The organism is Mycobacterium mantenii (assembly GCF_010731775.1).
Classification (GTDB): domain Bacteria; phylum Actinomycetota; class Actinomycetes; order Mycobacteriales; family Mycobacteriaceae; genus Mycobacterium; species Mycobacterium mantenii.
This window is the reverse complement of record NZ_AP022590.1, coordinates 3,312,518-3,332,294: the sequence shown is the minus strand read 5'-3', so window position 1 is coordinate 3,332,294 and position 19,777 is coordinate 3,312,518. Positions and strand designations below refer to the sequence as shown.

The 19,777-nt window shown below is 70.3% G+C and carries 15 protein-coding genes; 9 read left to right on the top strand and 6 right to left on the bottom strand.

Going from position 1 to position 19,777, the window contains the following annotated elements; all coding sequences use genetic code 11:
• Positions 1-13: 13 nt before the first annotated feature.
• The gene (locus tag G6N50_RS14835) at positions 14-730 is read right to left on the bottom strand and encodes a histidine phosphatase family protein (RefSeq protein ID WP_083100014.1); all 717 of its coding nucleotides are present in this window, start codon (positions 728-730) and stop codon (positions 14-16) included.
• A gap of 83 nt (positions 731-813) precedes the next feature.
• On the opposite strand from G6N50_RS14835, the gene G6N50_RS14830 reads away from it, so the two are divergent.
• Positions 814-1,683, top strand: a complete 870-nt coding sequence (locus G6N50_RS14830) for a MaoC family dehydratase (RefSeq protein ID WP_083100015.1) — start codon at positions 814-816, stop codon at positions 1,681-1,683.
• Between the two features lie 68 nt (positions 1,684-1,751).
• Here G6N50_RS14830 and otsB read toward each other — a convergent pair whose 3' ends face one another.
• Together otsB and G6N50_RS14820 are read right to left on the bottom strand one after the other, a co-directional pair.
• Positions 1,752-2,906: a trehalose-phosphatase gene (gene otsB / locus G6N50_RS14825; RefSeq protein ID WP_083100017.1), complete on the bottom strand. Its 1,155-nt coding sequence runs from the start codon at positions 2,904-2,906 to the stop codon at positions 1,752-1,754.
• A 40-nt stretch (positions 2,907-2,946) separates the two neighbouring features.
• On the bottom strand, positions 2,947-4,296 hold the full coding sequence (locus G6N50_RS14820) for a wax ester/triacylglycerol synthase domain-containing protein (protein WP_083100019.1): 1,350 nt from the start codon (positions 4,294-4,296) through the stop codon (positions 2,947-2,949).
• A gap of 171 nt (positions 4,297-4,467) precedes the next feature.
• Between G6N50_RS14820 and G6N50_RS14815 the strand changes: the two genes are divergently transcribed.
• Both G6N50_RS14815 and G6N50_RS14810 read left to right on the top strand, forming a co-directional pair.
• Positions 4,468-7,749, top strand: a complete 3,282-nt coding sequence (locus G6N50_RS14815; protein ID WP_083100020.1) for an error-prone DNA polymerase — start codon at positions 4,468-4,470, stop codon at positions 7,747-7,749.
• 88 nt (positions 7,750-7,837) lie between these two features.
• Positions 7,838-8,482 (top strand): nitroreductase family protein, encoded by a 645-nt coding sequence (locus tag G6N50_RS14810; RefSeq protein ID WP_083100022.1) that lies wholly within the window; start codon positions 7,838-7,840, stop codon positions 8,480-8,482.
• Here the strand turns inward: G6N50_RS14810 and G6N50_RS14805 are convergent, their stop codons facing one another.
• Positions 8,483-8,947 carry a tRNA (cytidine(34)-2'-O)-methyltransferase gene (locus tag G6N50_RS14805; protein ID WP_083100023.1) on the bottom strand — a complete coding sequence of 155 codons (465 nt, stop codon included), beginning with the start codon at positions 8,945-8,947 and terminating at the stop codon, positions 8,483-8,485.
• Positions 8,948-8,965: 18 nt separating this feature from the next.
• Between G6N50_RS14805 and G6N50_RS14800 the strand changes: the two genes are divergently transcribed.
• From G6N50_RS14800 to G6N50_RS14775, 6 genes are all read left to right on the top strand, one after another.
• Positions 8,966-9,571, top strand: coding sequence for a class I SAM-dependent methyltransferase (locus tag G6N50_RS14800; protein WP_083100025.1), 606 nt, complete (start codon positions 8,966-8,968; stop codon positions 9,569-9,571).
• Between the two features lie 255 nt (positions 9,572-9,826).
• Positions 9,827-12,643 (top strand): sensor histidine kinase, encoded by a 2,817-nt coding sequence (locus G6N50_RS14795; protein WP_179970009.1) that lies wholly within the window; start codon positions 9,827-9,829, stop codon positions 12,641-12,643.
• Positions 12,640-13,047 carry a serine protease inhibitor gene (locus tag G6N50_RS14790; protein WP_083100248.1) on the top strand — a complete coding sequence of 136 codons (408 nt, stop codon included), beginning with the start codon at positions 12,640-12,642 and terminating at the stop codon, positions 13,045-13,047. Before G6N50_RS14795 ends, G6N50_RS14790 begins: the two co-directional genes overlap by 4 nt.
• A 6-nt stretch (positions 13,048-13,053) precedes the next feature.
• On the top strand, positions 13,054-13,428 hold the full coding sequence (locus G6N50_RS14785; protein ID WP_083100250.1) for a DUF742 domain-containing protein: 375 nt from the start codon (positions 13,054-13,056) through the stop codon (positions 13,426-13,428).
• Positions 13,409-13,996 (top strand): GTP-binding protein, encoded by a 588-nt coding sequence (locus G6N50_RS14780; protein ID WP_066872187.1) that lies wholly within the window; start codon positions 13,409-13,411, stop codon positions 13,994-13,996. The genes G6N50_RS14785 and G6N50_RS14780 overlap by 20 nt, the downstream gene beginning before the upstream one ends.
• The gene (locus G6N50_RS14775; protein WP_083100252.1) at positions 13,993-14,550 is read left to right on the top strand and encodes a pentapeptide repeat-containing protein; all 558 of its coding nucleotides are present in this window, start codon (positions 13,993-13,995) and stop codon (positions 14,548-14,550) included. The genes G6N50_RS14780 and G6N50_RS14775 overlap by 4 nt, the downstream gene beginning before the upstream one ends.
• Before the next feature lie 4 nt (positions 14,551-14,554).
• Here G6N50_RS14775 and G6N50_RS14770 read toward each other — a convergent pair whose 3' ends face one another.
• Entirely contained in the window at positions 14,555-17,080 is a 2,526-nt protein-coding gene (locus tag G6N50_RS14770; RefSeq protein WP_142275823.1) for an ATP-binding cassette domain-containing protein, read from the bottom strand.
• Positions 17,081-17,116: 36 nt separating this feature from the next.
• A complete protein-coding gene (locus tag G6N50_RS14765; protein WP_163650853.1) occupies positions 17,117-19,762 on the bottom strand; it encodes an FHA domain-containing protein in 2,646 nt (881 codons plus the stop codon).
• Between the last annotated feature and the right edge of the window lie 15 nt (positions 19,763-19,777).

Here is a 19,777-nt window from a genome sequence, read left to right as displayed (position 1 = left end):
GCGACTGAGCAGGTCAGTTGCGGAAGTCGCGGATCCCGTCCCAGTCGACCAGCGTCCAGCCGGTCATCGGGTTACCGCTGATCACCACGCGACCCGTGTTGGGTATCGGGTGGGTGTTCATCAGGCTGTCCTTGGCGTTCCGGGCGTTCATCAGCGTCCACACCATGATCGAGTTCAGATGCGAGAACACCACCGGGTTACGGTGGCCGCTGTTGTAGACCTTGTTGACGGCCGCGGTGAACTGCTCGTTGAACTCTTTGCCGCTGATCGAGCCGGGGATACTGTCGGACACGTCGCCGTTGATCCAGTTCACCGGCGCCAACATGTACGTCGACTTCGCCATCGACTCCGGTTTGCCGTTGTACCAGCCGGCGTTGATCTCCTGGACGCCGGGCAACACCTCGACCTGCTTGCCGAGTTCGGCGGCCAGCGGGGCGGCGGTCTGCTGCGCCCGGGTCATGGTGGAGGCGTAGACGGCGTCGTAGTCCTTGCGGCCCAGTTGGTGCGCGATCTGTTCGGCCTGCCCTTTGCCCTCCGGGCTCAGACCCGGGCCCGGCACCTCGGTGTCGATGGTGCCGCTGGCGTTGGCCTCCGACTGGGCGTGCCGGATGAACGTCACCGTGATGGACCGCGCCTGGGGGGAGGAGCCGCCGCAGCCGGCGACCATCATCATGGCGGTGAGCGCGGCCAGCGCGACCGCGGCCTTTTTGATCATGCTGCGCTTGGGCATGGCGATTAGCCTGCCCTGCCGACGGCTCCGGTGGGAAGGGTTTGCGATGGTTACGTGCAGAAAATCCTCGAAAGGAGACTTCCATGGCGATTGATCCGAGTGCCGTCGGCGCGGTCACCGAACCAATGCAGTTCGAATGGAACGACCGGGACACGCTGCTCTACGCGCTCGGTGTCGGCGCCGGGATCGACGACCTGGCTTTCACCACCGAGAACAGCCACGACATCGACCAGCAGGTGCTGCCCACCTACGCGGTGATCTGCTGCCCGGCCTTCGGCGCGGGCGGCCTGGTCGGAAAGTTCAACTGGGCCATGCTGTTACACGGATCGCAGAGCATCCGCCTGCATGCACCGCTGCCGCCCGCGGGAAGGCTTTCGGTGGTTTCCGAGGTCGCCGACATCCAGGACAAGGGCGAGGGCAAGAACGCGATCCTGGTGTTGCGCGGCCGTGGCACCGAGCCGGAGTCCGGGCAGCTGATCGCCGAGACGCTCACCACCCTGGTCATCCGGGGCGAGGGCGGCTTCGGGGGCATGCCGGGTCAGCGGCCGGTCGCACCCGAATTCCCCGACCGCGAGCCCGACGCCCGCATCGCCCTGCCCACCCGCGAAGACCAGGCGCTGATCTACCGGCTCTCCGGTGACCGCAACCCGCTGCACAGCGACCCGTGGTTCGCCCGCGAGATGGCCGGTTTCCCCAAGCCGATCCTGCACGGACTGTGCAGCTACGGGGTTGCGGGTCGCGCGCTGGTGGCCGAGCTCGGCCAGGGCGTCGCGGCCAACGTCACCTCGATCGCCGCGCGGTTCACCTCGCCGGTGTTCCCGGGCGAGACGCTGACCACGCTGATCTGGCGCACCGAGCCGGGTAAGGCGGTGTTCCGCACCGAGGCTTCCGGTGCCGAAGGATCGGAGGCCGGTCGGGTGGTACTCGACGACGGCGCGGTGGAATACGCCTAGCCCTGATGGCGGCGGCCCGCTTGCGACCGCCGCTAGCCCTGATGGCGGCGGCCCGCTTGCGACCGCCGCTAGCGCGCCAGCTGATCGGCCAGCCGGTCGGTGAATTCGGCGGCTAGGGTGGGACTGTCCAGCGCGAACAGCGCCGCGGTGGCGCGGTCGCCGTCGTCGCTGTGCCGCACCAGGATCGGCACGCCATCGGCGCGCACGGCGTCGAACGCGTCCTCGTCGGTGATGTCGTCGCCGAGGTAGACCGGCGTCAGCGGACCCGACTCGGCCTCGTGCAGGTGGTCGATCACCCAGCGCAGCGTTTTCCCCTTGTCCCAGTCCAGGTCTGGGCGCAGCTCGATGACCTCGCGGCCGGTGGTCACCCGAAGCGCGTCGCGGCGGCCCGCGGCGCGCACCGCCGCCAGCACCTCGCCGACACGGTCACGCGCGGCATTGCGGTAGTGCACGGCGACCCCGAATCGCTTGTGCTCCACCACAACACCGGGGATCGCGCCCAGCCGGTCGCGCAGCTGCCCGGCCGCCTGTTCGAGCACCGGGATGGCGGCGGCCGCGTCGTCGTTCTGGTGGTGGCTGCCGTCGGGTGCGGTCAGCTCGAAACCGTGGCTACCCGCATACCAGATACCCGGTACGCCAACGCGTTTCGTCACGTCGGCCAAGTCGCGGCCGGACAGCACCGCGACCGGGCAGCGGGTGGCCAGCTTGCCCAGCGCCTCGGTGGCCCCGGCGACGGGCCGCGCCGCGTCCGGATCGTCGACGATGTCCGAGAGCGTGCCGTCGAAATCGAAGAACACGGCCGGTCGCCGGGTGGCCGGGCCATCGGCGGCGCCTGTCAGGGCCTGCAACGCATCGGGCAGCTGCGACATCCGGTGATCCCCGGTCCGTACGGTGATGTCGCCGAGGTCCCCGACCACCGCGTCGGCCCCGGCCTCACCCAGTGCGTCGCCCTGCCCGCCCGGGTCGACGCCGATCACCAACGCGAACCCCGCGGCGCGCGCGGCCTCGACACCCGCGGCGCCCCCGGCGACCACGACGCAGCGGCCGGGGCGCACCGTCAGCCGGTCGGCGGCCTGCACCGGGCCGTCGGCCGCGATGACGGCAGTGCCCAACCCGTTCTCCCGCAGTTGGGCCGCCAACGTCGAGCCGAGCGCGCCGTCGGCGTCGAAGAGCACCGCGTCATGGCGGCGCGGGTCGATGATAACCGGCCCCGACTTGCCCATGACCAACCTTCTCACGGTGGTTGGTCTTCCGGCGAACGGATCAGTGGCGCGCTTGCCCCGGCGCCGACGGATGCGTCGGCGGCACGGGCCGAACCACCGGGCGCGCGGGACGCTTGCGCCGGTTGAACAGCAGCACGGAGTCGTCGCCGAGCGCCACCAGTCGCGCCATGCCCAGCTCGATGCCGGCGGCCAGCTGCTTGACGTCGAACGCGTCGCCCTGTTCGGCGGTGATCCCGAAGACCAGTTCGTCGCCGTAGCTCAACACCGCGACGCCGGTGTGCAGCGCCGTGGCGGTCGGGGGGATCGGCAGCAGCCGTTCCAGCGTCTGGCCCATCACCTGAAGCCGACGGCGCGGCCCCGGCGCGTTGGTGGCCAACGTCACGATGGCGCGCTGCGGCAGGCGGGAGAGCAACTGTAAGACGTTGCTGCGCAACACGGTTGGCAGGAAGCCGATCGCCGACTCCACGATGCCGGCCGGTCGCGGCTGGGCGCTTTGCTTGGCCTGCCACCTGGTGTGCACCGTCTGCAAGCGCCGCACCGGGTCGTCGTGTTCGACGGGCAGGTGCGAGAGCATGGCCGAGCGGACCGGCATCGGAGCCAGGGTGCGCAGCGAGTCGGCCCGCGGCTCCTCGCCGCGGCCGAGCAGCGCGGTGCGGAACCCCTCGGTGATGGCGGCGAGCGCGACATCGTTGGCGCTGACTTTGAACTTGCGGCAGACGCTGTCGACGTCGGCGATCGGGACCCGCACCGTGCTGTAGCGCTGGGACGTGGTGGCCGCGTCGGTACGCACGGCCGGCCACATCGCACCGACCAGGGTGGCGGTGACGTTGCCGGCGACCGACGACGCCCGCCACAGCGCCTCCGCCCAGCCCGGTTTGTCCACCGGCGGTGGCGAAACCTGCTTGCCCGCAGCGTTGTTGGCAAAGGTATCGGCGTCGGCGTCGTCGCACAGCCGGCTGATCAGGCGCGCGGCCGAGTTGCCGTCGAGCAGGCCGTGATGGGTTTTCATCAGGATCGCCCAGCGGTTGCCCTTGAGGCCTTCGATGACCCAGCACTCCCACGGCGGCCGGTCCAGATCCAGGGGCCGTTCCAGGGCGTAGGCGATGGCCCGGGACAGCTCGGCCTCGTCACCGGGGTGGGGAATCGCCACCCGGCGCACATGGTGGGCCAGGTTGAAGTCCGGGCAGTCGACCCACGCCTGGCTCAGCGGATGCGCGCGGAGCAGCTGCGTGCAGCGCGCGATCGGCTGGATACGTTCCGCCAGAAGGCGTTTCAGCCGCTCGTAGTCGGGCGCGACGCCGCCGACGATGGCGACCGCCCCGATCGCCAGGCTCGCGTGCTGGTCCGGGTCATGGGCTTGAAGGAATGCCGTATCCAGTGTCTGTGCCATGCCCGGTCCCCGTTGTAGTCCGCTTCTTTGAACTTGTACCAGTATCTGTGCAGCGCGTGATCCGCGGTAGTACCCGCAGCGTTAAGACCTTGTTTAGGAGTTGAAGATCGGTTTAACAACGGTTGTACTGAGCCGGGGTTAATCGAACATCAGTTCGATATACTCGGGCGGGTGGGCTGGTTTAACGGGCCGCCGAGTTGGGCGGAAATGGAGCGGGTGCTCGACAGCAAGCCGCGCCATGCCGGCGTGCCGGTGGTGCCCGGGGAGGACGCCCCACTGTCGCCCAAGCGTGGAACCTACCGGCCTCCGGATGACGGGCGGGCGCCCCGCTCGTCCGTCGCTTATGCCGAACTGCACGCGCATTCGGCGTTCAGCTTTCTCGACGGGGCGAGCACGCCCGAGGAGCTGGCCGAGGAGGCGGCCCGGCTGGACCTGCGCGCCCTGGCGCTCACCGATCACGACGGCCTGTACGGGGCGGTGCGGTTCGCCGAAGCGGCGGCCGAACTCGACCTGCACACCGTGTTCGGCGCCGAACTGTCGCTTGGCCCCGGTGCCCGCACCGAGCAGCCCGATCCACCCGGCCCGCACCTGCTGGTGCTGGCCCGCGGGGCGGAGGGCTACCGGCGGTTGTCGCGGCAACTGGCCGCGGCGCATCTGGCCGGCGGTGAGAAGGGCAAGCCCCGTTACGATGTCGACGCGCTGACCGAGGCCGCCGGCGGGCACTGGCACATCCTGACCGGCTGTCGCAAAGGGCATGTGCGACAAGCGCTTTCCGAGGGCGGCCCACCGGCGGCCGAGCGGGCACTGGCCGACCTGGTGGACCGGTTCGGCGCTCACCGGGTCAGTATCGAGCTGACCCATCACGGTCAACCGCTCGACGACGAACGCAACGCCGCGCTGGCCGCGCTGGCCCCACGCTTCGGGGTCGGCGTCGTCGCCACCACCGGCGCGCATTTCGCGGCGCCGTCGCGGCGCCGGCTGGCGATGGCGATGGGCGCCATCCGGGCGCGGCAGTCCCTGGATTCGGCCGCCGGTTGGCTGGCCCCGCTGGGCGGTTCGCACCTGCGCTCCGGCGCGGAGATGGCCCGGCTGTTCGCCCAGCGGCCCGACGTGGTGGCCGCGGCCGCCGACCTGGGTGAGCAGTGCGCGTTCGGGCTGGCGCTCATCGCGCCGCAGCTGCCGCCGTTCGACGTGCCCGCCGGGCGCACCGAGGACAGCTGGCTGCGGCAGTTGACCATGGCCGGCGCGCGCGACCGCTACGGATCGGCCGAAAGTGCGCCACGCGCGTATTCCCAGATCGAACACGAGCTGAAAGTCATTGCCCAGCTGACATTTCCGGGATATTTCCTGGTGGTGCACGACATCGCCCGGTTCTGCCGGGACAACAACATTCTGTGCCAGGGCCGGGGATCGGCCGCCAACTCCGCGGTCTGTTACGCCCTCGGCGTCACGGCCGTCGACCCGGTGGCCAACGAGCTGCTGTTCGAGCGTTTTCTGTCGCCGGCCCGCGACGGGCCGCCCGACATCGACATGGACATCGAGTCCGATCAGCGCGAAAAGGTGATCCAGTACGTCTACGACAAATACGGCCGCGACTACGCCGCCCAGGTCGCCAACGTCATCACCTACCGGGGCAAGATCGCGGTGCGCGACATGGCCCGCGCCCTGGGCTTCTCGCAGGGCCAGCAGGACGCGTGGAGCAAGCAGATCAGCCACTGGAGCGGGCTGGCCGACTCACCCGATGTGGAGGGCATCCCCGAACCGGTGGTCGATTTGGCGAACCAGATCCGGAACCTGCCGCGGCACATGGGGATTCATTCCGGCGGCATGGTGATCTGCGACCGCCCGATCGCCGACGTGTGCCCGGTGGAGTGGGCGCGCATGGAGAATCGCAGCGTCCTGCAGTGGGACAAAGACGACTGTGCGGCAATCGGTTTGGTGAAGTTCGACCTGCTCGGGCTGGGGATGCTCTCGGCGCTGCACTATGCCATCGACCTGGTGGCCGAGCACAAGGGGATCGAGGTGGACCTGGCCCGCCTCGACCTCTCCGAGCCGGCGGTGTACGAGATGCTGGCCCGCGCCGATTCCGTCGGCGTGTTCCAGGTGGAGTCGCGCGCGCAGATGGCCACCCTGCCGCGGCTGAAGCCGCGGGTGTTCTACGACCTGGTGGTGGAGGTCGCGCTGATCCGCCCCGGCCCCATCCAGGGCGGCTCGGTGCACCCCTACATCCGGCGGCGCAACGGTCTCGACCCAGTCGTCTACGACCACCCGTCCATGGAGCCGGCGCTGCGAAAGACGCTGGGAGTGCCGCTCTTTCAGGAGCAGTTGATGCAGCTCGCGGTCGACTGCGCCGGATTCTCGGCCGCCGAGGCCGATCAGCTGCGCCGCGCCATGGGCTCCAAGCGGTCGACCGAACGCATGCGACGGCTGCGCGGCCGGTTCTACGAGGGCATGCGCGCACTGCACGGTGCCGACGACGAGGTGATCGACCGCACCTACGAAAAGCTGGAGGCCTTCGCCAATTTCGGCTTCCCGGAAAGCCATGCGCTGAGCTTCGCGTCGCTGGTGTTCTACTCGTCGTGGTTCAAGCTGCACCACCCGGCGGCGTTCTGTGCGGCGCTGCTGCGCGCCCAGCCGATGGGGTTCTACTCGCCGCAGTCGCTGGTGGCCGACGCGCGCCGGCACGGCGTGACGGTGCACGGCCCGGACGTCAACGCCAGCCTGGCGCACGCCACCCTCGAGAACGACGGGACGGAGGTCCGCCTCGGCCTGGGTGCGGTCCGCCACATCGGCGACGATCTGGCCGAACAACTCGTCGACGAGCGAAAAGTCAACGGCCCGTTCACCTCTCTGCTGGACCTGACGACCCGATTGCAGCTCTCGGTGCCGCAGACCGAGGCGCTGGCGACGGCGGGGGCGCTGGGCTGCTTCGACATGTCCCGGCGCGAGGCGTTGTGGGCGGCCGGGGCGGCGGCCACCCAGCGGCCGGGCCGGCTGCCCGGGGTGGGGTCGTCCTCGCACATCCCGGCGCTGCCCGGGATGAGCGAGCTGGAGCTGGCCGCCGCCGACGTGTGGGCCACCGGCGTCTCCCCGGACAGTTACCCGACGCAGTTCCTCCGGGCCGATCTGGACGCGATGGGGGTGGTGCCCGCCGAGAAACTGGGCTCGGTGCCCGACGGCGACCGGGTGCTGATCGCGGGCGCGGTCACCCACCGGCAGCGACCCGGAACGGCGCAGGGGGTCACGTTCATCAACCTCGAGGACGAGACCGGGATGGTCAACGTGCTCTGCGTGCCGGGGGTGTGGGCGCGGCACCGCAAGCTGGCGAACTCGGCCCCGGCGCTGCTGGTGCGCGGGCAGGTCCAAAACGCCAGCGGCGCGATCACCGTCGTCGCCGAGCGGATGGGCCGCATCACCCTGGCGGTCGGCTCGAAGTCGCGCGACTTCCGCTGAGGTCTTCGCGAGACTGCAGCTAGCGACGGATTCACTCGAGAAACGCGTCGTGGAATACAGTTTCGCGGCCGAATGTAGTCTCCACGGCATGACCCTCAACCTGTCCGTCGACGAAGTCCTCACCACCACCCGCTCGGTCCGCAAGCGCCTGGACTTCGACAGGCCGGTCGGGCGGGAGGTGCTGATGGAATGCCTCGAGCTGGCGCTGCAGGCGCCGACCGGTTCCAACTCGCAGGGCTGGCAATGGGTGTTCGTCGAGGACGCGGACAAGAAGAAGGCGATCGGGGACGTCTACCTGAAAAACGCCCGGGCCTACCTCAGCTCACCCGCTCCCGAGTACGGCGAGGGGGACACCCGGGGGCAGCGGATGGACAAGGTCCGGGACTCCGCGACCTACCTGGCCGAGCACATGCACGAGGCCCCGGTGCTGATGATCCCCTGCATCTTCGGCCGGGAGGAGAAGCAGCCGCTGGGCGGCGTCTCGTTCTGGGCCTCGCTGTTCCCGGCGGTCTGGAGCTTCTGCCTGGCGCTGCGCTCCCGGGGATTGGGGTCCTGCTGGACCACGCTGCACCTGCTCAATGGCGGTGAACAGCAGGTCGCGGACGTGCTCGGCATCCCGCACGACAAGTACAGCCAGGGCGGGCTGTTCCCCATCGCCTACACCAAGGGCACCGACTTCCGCCCGGCCAAGCGGCTGCCCGCCGAGCAGCTCACCCACTGGAACGCCTGGTAATCACAGCGCACCCGGGTAGCCGTGTTGCCGCCAGGCCTCGTAGACGGCGATCGCCGCGGCGTTGGACAGGTTCAGCGAACGCCGGCCCGCGAGCATCGGGATGCGCACCTGCGCGGTGATGTGCGGGTCGGCCAGCGTCGCGGCGTCCAGCCCGGTGGGTTCGGGGCCGAACATCAGCACGTCGCCGGCCCGGTAGCGCACGTCGGCGAACGAGGTGGGCGCGTGCGAGGTGAACGCGAACACCCGCTCCGGTGACAGCGCGGGCCAGGCCGCCGCCAGCGAGGCGTGCACGGTGACCGACGCGAGGTCGTGGTAGTCCAGCCCGGCACGGCGCAGCTTGGGTTCGGACAGGTCGAATCCCATCGGCTCGACCAGATGCAATTCGCAGCCCGTTGCCGCCACCGTGCGGATGGCGTTGCCCGTGTTGGGCGGGATCCGCGGGGACACGAACATCAGCTTGAACACAACGCCGATAATGGTCGCATGGTCGAGCAGAGCATCTGGATGCAGAAGGTCGCTGTCGATCCGGGGCATTCGCATTGGTATATCGAGCGTTTCCGCGCCATGGTCCGCGCCGGCGACGACCTGGCCGGCGAGGCCCGCTTCGTGGACGCCATGGCGCCGCGCGGCGCCCGGATCCTCGACGCCGGCTGCGGGCCCGGCCGGTTGGGCGGCTATCTGGCCACGGTGGGTCACCGGGTGGTCGGTGTGGACGTCGACCCGGCGCTGATCGCGGCGGCCGAGGAGGATTACCCCGGCCCGCGCTGGCTGGTCGGCGACCTCGCCGAGCTGGACCTGCCCGCGCGCGGCATCGCCGAACCCTTCGACGTCATCGTGTCCGCCGGCAACGTCATGACGTTCCTGGCCCCGAGCACCCGGATCCAGGTGCTGAGCCGGCTGCGTGCCCACGTCGCGGACGACGGCCGGGCCGCGATCGGCTTCGGCGCCGGCCGCGATTACGAGTTCGGCGAGTTCATCAACGACGCGGTCGACGCGGGCTTCGTGCCCGATCTGCTGCTGTCCACCTGGGATCTGCGGCCGTTCACCGACGACTCCGATTTCCTGGTCGCGCTCCTTCGTCCCGCCTAGGCGTTGCGCGCCCGCGGTGTTTGCCAGCGGTGTCCGCGCGGGTGCGGCGCCACCTTGGAGGGACCTGTCTACTCAGTAACGATTCTGGTGGCCTGCGCCGCGGGCTGTCATACTCGTCGGATTGCCACACCTACACGCACACGCCTATCTGGCGCGGGGCGGGTGAAATAAAGCAGGAAGTTTCATGAGCCTCTCGTTCTTCTCAGCGCTCAGCGTCAGCGCAGCGGCCCATCGCGCGGCCGCGATGACGTGACCATGTTCACCCGCCCGACCAACCCGGCCGAGGCGGATGTCGTAGAGCCCGCACCGACCGCCGGTGCCGACGCCGCGCCGGTCAAACGCCCGCCGACCTGGTCGCTGAGCAACTGGCCGGTCCGCTGGAAGGTGCTGGCGATTGTGCTGGTTCCGCTGGTATTGGCGACCGTCTTCGGGGCGCTGCGCATCCACGGCGCCATGGCCAACTCGGCCGGCCTGCGGCTGGCCGCCACCCGTGCCGATGTGGTCCCGGTGATCACCAAGTACATGTCGGCGCTGGATGTCGCGCTGCTGGCGGGCTCCACCGGACGCGACGTGGACGGCGCCAGGAAGAACTACGAGGCGCGCAAGGGCGAACTGACGGCCAGGCTGGATGACACCGACGTCAGCGACGACGTCCGTTCCGGGGTGAACAACCTGCTCGACGGCGGTCAGATGCTGGTGAACAAGGCGACCGACCCCGGCCTCGGTTTGCGGGAGCGGGTCACGCTCTACGCGCCGATCCTGCTGACGGCCGAAGACGTCATCAACGCCTCGGTGCGCGTCGACGACGAAAAGATCCGCGCCCAGGCGCAGGGCCTGAGCCGGGCGGTCGGCGCCCGCGGGCAGATGACGATGCAGAAGATTCTGGTCACCCGAGGAGCGGAACTTCCCGAGCCGCAGCTGCGGACCTCGATGGCCACCCTGGCGGGCACCGAACCGTCGACGCTGTTCGGCATGAGCGAAGTGCTCGGCGCCGGATCGTCCGAGGCCAGGACGCTGCAGCAGCAGATGGTGAGCCGGATGGCGATCATGTCCGATCCGGCCAGCGTGCTCGTCGACAACGCCGACCTGCTGCGTTCGATCCAGACCACCGACGACATCGCCGACCAGGTCATCAAGAACGCCACCACGGCGGTGACCAAGTCGGTGCACGCCCAGGCCGCCGAGCGCCGCTCGGCCGCGATCATGGACACCGTCCTGGTGCTGGCCGCCATCGTGATCGCGCTGGCGGTGGTGCTGCTGGTGGCGCGCGCCCTGGTGCGGCCGCTGCGCATCCTGCGCGACGGCGCGCTCAAAGTCGCCCATACCGATCTCGAAGAGGAGATCGCCCTGGTGAAAGCCGGTGGGGCCGAACCGATTCCGAGTCCAGTGCCGGTGTACACCACCGAGGAGATCGGTCAGGTCGCGCACGCCGTCGACGAGCTGCACACCCAGGCCCTGCTGATGGCCGGCGACGAGGCACGGCTGCGGCTGCTGGTCAACGACATGTTCGAGACCATGTCGCGGCGCAGCCGCTCGCTGGTGGACCAGCAGCTGGCGCTCATCGATCGGCTGGAGCGCAACGAGGAGAATCCCGAACGCCTCGACAGCCTGTTCCGGCTCGACCACCTGGCGGCGCGGCTGCGCCGCAACAGCGCCAACCTGCTGGTGCTGGCCGGCGCGCCGCTCGCCCGCGACCAGCGCGACCCGGTGCCGCTGGCCACGGTGATCAACGCCGCGGTGTCCGAGGTCGAGGACTACCGCCGCGTCGAACTCGCCGGGCTGCCCGAGTGCGATCTGATCGGCGCGGCCGCGGGTGGCGCCATCCATCTGTTCGCCGAGCTGATCGACAACGCGCTGCGCTACTCGCCGCCGACGACCTCCGCCCGCGTCTCGGCGTCACGCGGGACCGACGGGGGAGTCGTGGTGCGCATCGCCGACTCCGGTCTGGGGATGAACGACGCCGACCGGCGGATGGCCAACATGCGGCTGCAGGCCGGCGGGGACGTCAGCCCCGACAACGCCCGGCACATGGGTCTTTTCGTGGTCGGCCGGATCGCGGCCCGGCACGGCATCCGGGTGGGGCTGCGTGGGCCGGCGGCCAACGAATCGGGCTCGGGCACCACCGCCGAGATCTACCTGCCGCCGACGGTGCTCGACGGCATGACGGCTCCCATGTCGGCCCCCCGCCACATCCGCGCGGTCTCGTCGCCGAGCGCCAAGCTGGCCAGTGCGATCGCCGCGCCCGCCGCCGACGAGGCCAAGGACGCCGGCTCGCTCGAGCCGGCGGCGCGCACCGCCCCGGACGCGTCCGAGCCGTCGGTCACGCTGCTGCCGCGGCGCAACCCGGGATCGAGCGGCATCACCGAGGTTCCCGCCCCGCCCGCCGAACAGCAACCCCGCCGCCAGCGCCGCGAGCTGGCGACGCCCTGGTGGGAGAAGACGCCCAAGCCGGCGCCGGCTCCCGAGCCCCCAGCGGCTGCCGAACCGCCGACTGCTCCCGAACCGGCGCCGGTCCGGCCGGCCCGTGCGGCGTCGGACACCTCGGCCTTCTTCGCCGCCCGGTCCATCGACAGGCGCGCGGAGACCCCGAAGGCCTTGAAAACCCCGAAAACCCCGAAAACCCCGAAAACCCCGAAAACCCCGAAAGCCCCGGCCGCCCCGGCCGACGATGATGTCATCTACCGGCGGATGCTGTCGGAGATGCTGGGCGATCCGCACGACCTGGTCAACAGCCCGGACCTGGACTGGCAGTCGGTCTGGGACCGCGGCTGGACGCTGGCGGCTGCGGCCGAGGAGAAGCCCGTCGAGGAGCACACCACCGATCACGGCCTACCGGTGCGCACCCCCGGAGCCCGGCTGATCCCCGGCGGCGCCAACGGGACCGAACAGGACGAGCCGGCCGAGCCCGGCGAGGGGCTCAACGGCGGATCCGCGTCGCACCGGGAGCCGCAGCACGCGGCCGTCACCAGGGACCCCGAAGCGGTGCGCGCCTCGTTCAGTAAACATTTCGATGGCGTGCGCACCGGACGCTCGCACGCCCGTGACACCACCCAAGGACCCGACCAACAATGACGTCACCCGACAACTCCCTCGACTGGCTGGTGACCCGGTTCGCCCGCGAGGTCCCCGGCGTCGCGCACGCGCTGCTGGTGTCCGTCGACGGGCTGCCCATCGCCGCCAGCGAGCATCTGCCGCGGGAACGCGCCGACCAGCTGGCCGCCGTGGCCTCCGGGCTGGCCAGCCTGGCCACCGGCGCCGCGCAGCTGTTCGACGGCGGGCAGGTGCTGCAGTCGGTGGTCGAGATGCAGAACGGCTACCTGCTGCTGATGCGGGTCGGGGACGGCTCGCACCTGGCGACGCTCGCCATCACGTCGTGCGACATCGGCCAGATCGGCTACGAGATGGCCGTCCTCGTCGAACGGGTGGGCGGTGCGGTGGAGTCGACGCGCCGGTCGGCCGCGCAACAGCACTCGTGAGCCCCGATGGACACCCCCGAGACCTGGCCGGCGCACCGTAAGGGGAACCTGGTCCGCCCGTACACCCTGACGTCCGGGCGAACCGACACCAATGTCGACCTCCCCCTGGAGGCGCCGATTCAGACGCTGCAGGCCGGCCTGACCCACCAGTGGCCGCCCAACGATGCGCGGGGCAGGATCATCCAACTGTGCGTCGACAGCCCGTCGGTCGCCGAGATCTCGGCCCGGCTGGACGTTCCGCTCGGCGTCGCGCGCGTCCTGGTCGGGGATCTGGTGCTGTCCGGCTACCTTCGAGTGCACAAGACGTTGTCCGAGCGTTCGACCAGGGATGAACGCCACGAACTCATAGGAAGGACACTGCGTGGCTTACGCGCACTCTGAGGTGCAGCCCGACTCCGGCGCCCACGCGTCGACGAAGATCGTGATCGCCGGCGGCTTCGGGGCCGGCAAGACCACCTTCGTCGGGGCGGTGTCGGAGATCATGCCGCTGCGCACCGAGGCGATGCTCACCGACGCCTCGGCCGGTGTTGACGCGCTCGAGGCCACCCCGGACAAGCGGACCACCACCGTCGCAATGGATTTCGGCCGGATCACGCTGGCCGAGGACTTGGTGCTCTACCTGTTCGGCACGCCGGGGCAGCGCCGCTTCTGGTTCATGTGGGACGACCTGGTGCGCGGCGCGATCGGCGCGGTCGTGCTGGTCGACTGCCGGCGCCTGCAGGACAGCTTCGCCGCGGTCGACTTCTTCGAGCATCGGAACCTGCCGTTTCTCGTCGCGGTCAACGAGTTCGACGGCGCGCCGCGCTACCCGGTCGCCGAGGTGCGCGAGGCGCTGACCCTGCCGCCGCACATCCCGGTGATCACCGTCGACGCCCGGGATCGCCGGTCGGCGACCGACGCCCTGATCGCGGTCAGCGAATACGCCCTGGCCAGCCTGTCGGCCAATTGACCACGCAGTGGGCCGACCAGGAATTCGAGGGACACGACTTCACCGACGAAGACCTCAGCCGGCTGCAGACCGAGCGGGTCGTGTTCACCGAATGCGATTTCCGCGGCGCCAACCTGGCCGAATCGCAACACCGCGGGTCGGCGTTCCGCAACTGCACCTTCCGGCGGACGTCGTTGTGGCACAGCACCTTTACCCAGTGCACCATGCTGGGGTCGGTGTTCGAGCAGTGCCGGCTGCGGCCGATCACGTTCGACGAGGTGGATTTCACGCTGGCCGTGCTCGGCGCGATCGACCTTCGCGGCGTCGACCTGAGCGGCTGCCGGCTGCGGGAAACCAGCCTGGTCGAAGCCGACCTGCGCAAGGCCGTGCTGCGGGGCGCGGACCTGCGGGGCGCGCGGACAGCCGGCACCCGGCTGGACGGCGCCGATCTGCGCGGCACCATCGTGGACCCGACGTTGTGGACGACCGCCTCGCTGACCGGCGCCCGCGTCGACGTCGATCAGGCCGTGGCGTTCGCGCTCGCCCACGGGTTGCGGCTGGACGGGGACGGCTGACCGCTCAGCGGGTGAGCCGGATGCGCCACCGCACCAGCGCCGCGTAGACCACGGTGAGCACCGCGAGCATGCCCATGTCGAACAGCCACGCCACCGGCGTGTGCTCGAAGTGGCTGTCCCGCGGGCTCTGCGGGCCGGGTGACACCGTCCACAGATCGACGGTCGACCCCTGCGCCGCGTACCCCCACCGCGAGGGCACCAGCCAGGACAGCTGGTCGAGGAAGATCCGGTTCGTGACCGGCACCATGCCGCCGCAGAGCACCATCTGCATCATCAGCGACACCACCAGCAGCGGCATGATCTGCTCGTTGGAGCGGGCCAGCGCCGAGAGCAGCAGACCCAGCATCGCCGCCGCCACGCACGTCGCCGCGACCCCGACGAACAGCTCGAGCGTGGCGTTGCCGAGCAGCACCGCGGGCCGCGTCGGCGGCCCCTTGCCCACCACCACGATGGCCGTCGCGATGGCCGCCTGCACGACGGCGAACGTGCAGAACACCGCGACCTTGGCCAGCAGGTAGGCCGTGCTGGACAGGCCGACCGCCTGTTCTCGCCGGAAGATGGCGCGCTCGCCGATGAGGTCGCGGATGGTCAGCGCGGTACCCATGAACGCGGCGGCCATGGTGAGCAGCGTCAGGATCATCCCGGCCTCACCGGCCGACTCGCCGGCCGGATCGGCGTAGCCGAAACCGACGCTGCCGGGGACCGTCAGCGACAGCACGCCCATCACGAACGGCAGGATCGCCAGGAACAGAAAGTAGGCGTGGTCGGCGACCACCAGCCGGACCTGGCGGCGGGCGATCGTGGAGAACTGGTGGCGCTTACTGGTTTGCGCCGGGACGCCCAGCTCGGCGGGCGCCTCGGTCAAAGCCGGCGGCGGGGGCTTGTTCTGGGCCAAAAACCGGCGATTGGCCTCGTCGGGGTCCGCGCCGACCTTGGCGAAGATGTGCGCCCAGTTGGTGGTCCCCATCGCCGGGCCGATCTGGCCGGGCGGGCCGAGGAAGGCCGTCTTGCCGCCCGGCGCCATCAGCAGCACCTGGTCGCACACGTCGAGGTAGGTCAGCGAGTGGGTGACCACCAGCACGACGCGGCCGGCGTCGGCGAGCTGACGCAGCATGGTCATGACCTGAAGGTCCAGCGCCGGATCCAGGCCCGACGTCGGTTCGTCGAGGATCAGCAGCGACGGCCCGGTGAGCAATTCCAGGGCCACCGACGCGCGCTTGCGCTGACCCCCGGAGAGGTTGTCGACCCGGGTGTTCGCGTGCTCGGTCAGCCCCAGCTCGTCGAGGACCTGGGCGACGACCTGCTCGCGGTCGGCCTTGCTGGTGTCGGGCGGCAGGCGCAACTCGGCGGCGTAGCCGAGCGCCTGGCTCACCGTGAGCTGGCGGTGCACGACGTCGTCCTGCGGGACCATCCCGATCCTGGTGCGTAGCGACGCGTACTCGGAGTGGATGTCGTGCCCCTCGAACGTCACCGAGCCCGTCGACGGGGTGGCGTACCCGGCGATCAGCCGCGACAGCGTGGTCTTGCCGGCGCCGGACCCGCCGATCAGCGCGGTCAGGGTGCCCGGCCGGGCGACCAGCGAGATCCGTTCCAGCAGGTTCTTGCCGTCGATGGCGAAGTTGACCTCGCGCACCTCCAGGCCGCCGGCCCGGGTCGCCGCCTCCTGGCGGCGAACCAGCGTGCCGTCGTGGAACACCAGGTCGACGTTGCCGATCGTCACCACGTCGCCGTCGGACAGCGCCGCGGACCCGACCCTGACACCGTTGACGAACGTGCCGTTGCTGCTGTTCGCGTCGCGGATCTCGGCGCCCGTCGGGGTCGGGTTCAGGAAGGCGTGATGGCGTGAGGCCAGCACGTCGTGCACGACGATGTCGTTGTTGAGCGCCCGCCCGATCCAGGCGGTGCGCCCGGGCGCCGGCCCGCGGTCGGGTCCCTGTCCCGGGACGTCGACCCACGTGGTCGGGAAGTCCGCGCTGTCGGCGCTCCTGCCGCCCGCCGGTTGCGGCACGGCACGGGTCGCGGTGTCCGGCGGGACGACCGGAACGGCGGCGCTGCTCTGGGCATCCCGGCGGCGGAAGGGCCGCGATGGCGCCGGCGCGGGCCGGTGCGGGGCGGCCGCGGGACCCGGGCCGGTGGGTTGCGCCGGCGCCGACGCGCCGGGCGGCGCCGTGATGATGGGGATCGACTTCGTGGTCGGCGGGAGCAGGCCGACGCTGCCCTGATGCTGGCCCACTTCGAAGGTGATCCGCGGGCCGTCGGGCTTGCCGATGTTGATGCTCTGGCCATCGTGGATGTCGACGACCGGCACCCGCTGGCCGTCCAGGTAAACCCCGTTCAGCGAGTTGTTGTCGACCGCGAGCCAGCGACCCTGATCGAAGCGCAGCAGCACGTGCGCGCGGGCGATCAACGGGTGCGCCACGCGCAGGTCGGCGCGCAGGTCGCTGCCGACGACCACGTCGCGGCCGGCGGCGAAGCTGCCTTCGGATCGGTCGGAGCGAGCCGTCAGCACGGGCTGCGCAGATCGAGTCATCACACCCAGGTTAGAGATCGTTGCCTGTGAGCGGCCTCAGCGTTTCAGCCGGATATGCCAGCGCACGAACCCGGTGTAGCCGATCGACAACGCCGCCAGCATCAACATGTCGAAGACGAAGATGTGTTTCGAGTGCTGCCAGATCGGGTCGTTGGTCGGGATCTGCTTGACCTTGACCAGCGACGGGAAGTCGATCGAGGACGCGCCCGCGGCGTAGCCCCACCGGGCGGGCGTCAGCCACGCCATCTGTTCGAGACCGATGCGCTGATACACCGGGATCATGCCGCTGGAGAACACCAGCTGCGACATGATCGACACCACCAGCAGCGGCATGATCTGTTCGTTGGACTGCGCCAGGGCCGACAGCAGCAGCCCGAGCATGGCCGACGCCACACAGGTGCCCGCGACGGTGACGAACAGCGAGAAGGTCGAGTTGCCGAAGAACTGGGGATGCGCCGTCGGCGCGCCCTTACCCAGCCGCACGATGACGGTGGCGATCGCCGCCTGGCCCGTCGCGAAGACGCAGAACACCGCGATCTTGGCCAGCAGATAGGCGGTGGTGGACAGGCCGACCGCCTGTTCTCGCCGGAAGATGGCGCGCTCGCCGATCAGGTCGCGAATGGTCAGCGCGGTGCCCATGAAGACGGCACCGATGTTGAGCAGCACCATGATGTACTGCGGCTGCGTGGGGGCGGGACCCAGCGGGTCGGCCGGGCCGAGGCCGGGGTGGGGGCCCTTCACCGTCAGCGACAGCGCACCGATGAGGAACGGCAGGATCGCCAGGAAGATCGTGTAACCGCGGTCGGATACCACGAGGCGAACCTGGCGGCGCGCGATCGTGGACAGCTGCCGGAACAAGTCGGTCTGGGGTGGTTCGCCCAGATCCGCCGGGCTCTCCGGGGTCGGTGGCTGCGCCGACCGCTGATTGCGCTCCTTGAAGCGGCGGTTGGCCTCGTCCGGGTCGGCGCCCACCTTGGCGAAGATGTCGGCCCAGTTGCGGGTACCCATGGCGGACTCGACCTGGTCGGGCGGCCCGCAGAACGCGGTCTTGCCGCCGGGTGCGACCAGCAGGATCTGATCGCACACGTCCAGGTAGGACACCGAGTGGGTCACCACCAGCACCACGCGGCCCGCGTCGGCCAGCTGGCGCAGCATCAGCATTACCTGGCGGTCCAGCGCCGGGTCCAGACCCGACGTCGGCTCGTCCAGCAGCAGCAGCGACGGCTGGGTGAGCAGCTCCAGGGCGACTGAGGCGCGCTTGCGCTGGCCGCCCGAGAGCTTGTCCACCCGGGTGTCGGCGTGCTGGGTCATGTCGAGTTCCTCGAGCACCTGCGCGACGATGCGGGCCCGCTCCTCTTTGCTGGTGTCGGGCGGCAAGCGCAGCTCGGCGGCGTAGTTCAGTGCCTGGTTGACCGTCAACTGGCGGTGCACCACGTCGTCCTGCGGGACCATCCCGATCCTGCTTCGCATGGACGCGTACTCGGTGTGGATGTTGTGGCCCTCGAAGGTCACATTGCCCGAAGTCGGGCTGGTGTAGCCGACGATCAGGCGCGACAGCGTGGTCTTGCCGGCACCCGAGCCACCGATGATCGCGGTCAGCGTCCCGGGCCGAGCGGTCAGCGAGATGTGGTCGAGCAGCTGTTTGCCGTGGTCGACGCTGTAGCAGACGGAGTTGACCTCCAGCCCGCCGGTCCGCGACGCCGCCTCGGTCCGCCGCATCAGGCTGTCGCCGGTGAACACCAGGTCGACGTTGCCGATGGTGACCACGTCGCCGTCGGTCAGCACCGCCGAGCCGACCCGGACGCCGTTGACGAAGGTTCCGTTCACGCTGTGCGCGTCGCGGATCTCGGTGCCCAGCGGCGTCTGGAGCAGGAAGGCGTGATGGCGCGAGGCCAGGACGTCCTGGATCACGATGTCGTTGTCGGTCGCCCGGCCGATGGTTTGCGACCCGGCCGGCTTCTGAATCGAACCGGAGCGCGACGGCAACAACGCCTGGAACATCTTGGTCGCCAGGTTCGCCACCTCGGGAGGCTTGGCGGAGGTGGGGGCCATCCGGGTGTGCGGGCTCTCCGAGCCCACGGCCGGCATCTGCGCGGGGGGCGGGGCGCGGTGCGGCGGGGGTGGCGCGCCGGGCGGGAAGGCGGGTGGGCGCCCAGCACCGCCCCCGTACATGGTTTGTCCCGGCGGGCCTTGCCGCGGCACGGGCGCGGGCTGCGGTCGCCGGGGTGGGGCCGCCCAGTTCGGCGTGCGGCCGGGCGGGGGAGGGGGCGGAGCGAGCGGGGCGGGCTGCGCCGACCACGCCGCGGCCTGCGGCGGAGCCGCCACCGGGATGCCCATCGATTCGGTTCGGGGCGGACGCCCGGCCAGACCCTGGTGGCGACCGACGTCGAACGTCAGCAGCGGTCCGTCCGGGTTTCCGATGTTGAGGGCCTGCCCGTCGTGGATCTCGACCACCGGCACGCGCCGGCCGTTGACGAAGGTTCCGTTGAGCGAACCGTTGTCGATCGCCAGCCACTTGCCCTGATCGAAACGCAGCAGCAGGTGGGCGCGCGAGATCAGCGGGTGGGTGATGCGCATGTCCGCTCGCAGATCGCGCCCGACGACGACGTCGTGGCCCGCTGCGAAGGTACGTTCCGATCCTTCGTGATGGACGGTTAGCGCTGGCGGGGCTGGTGCTGACATCGCCACAACTGTAGC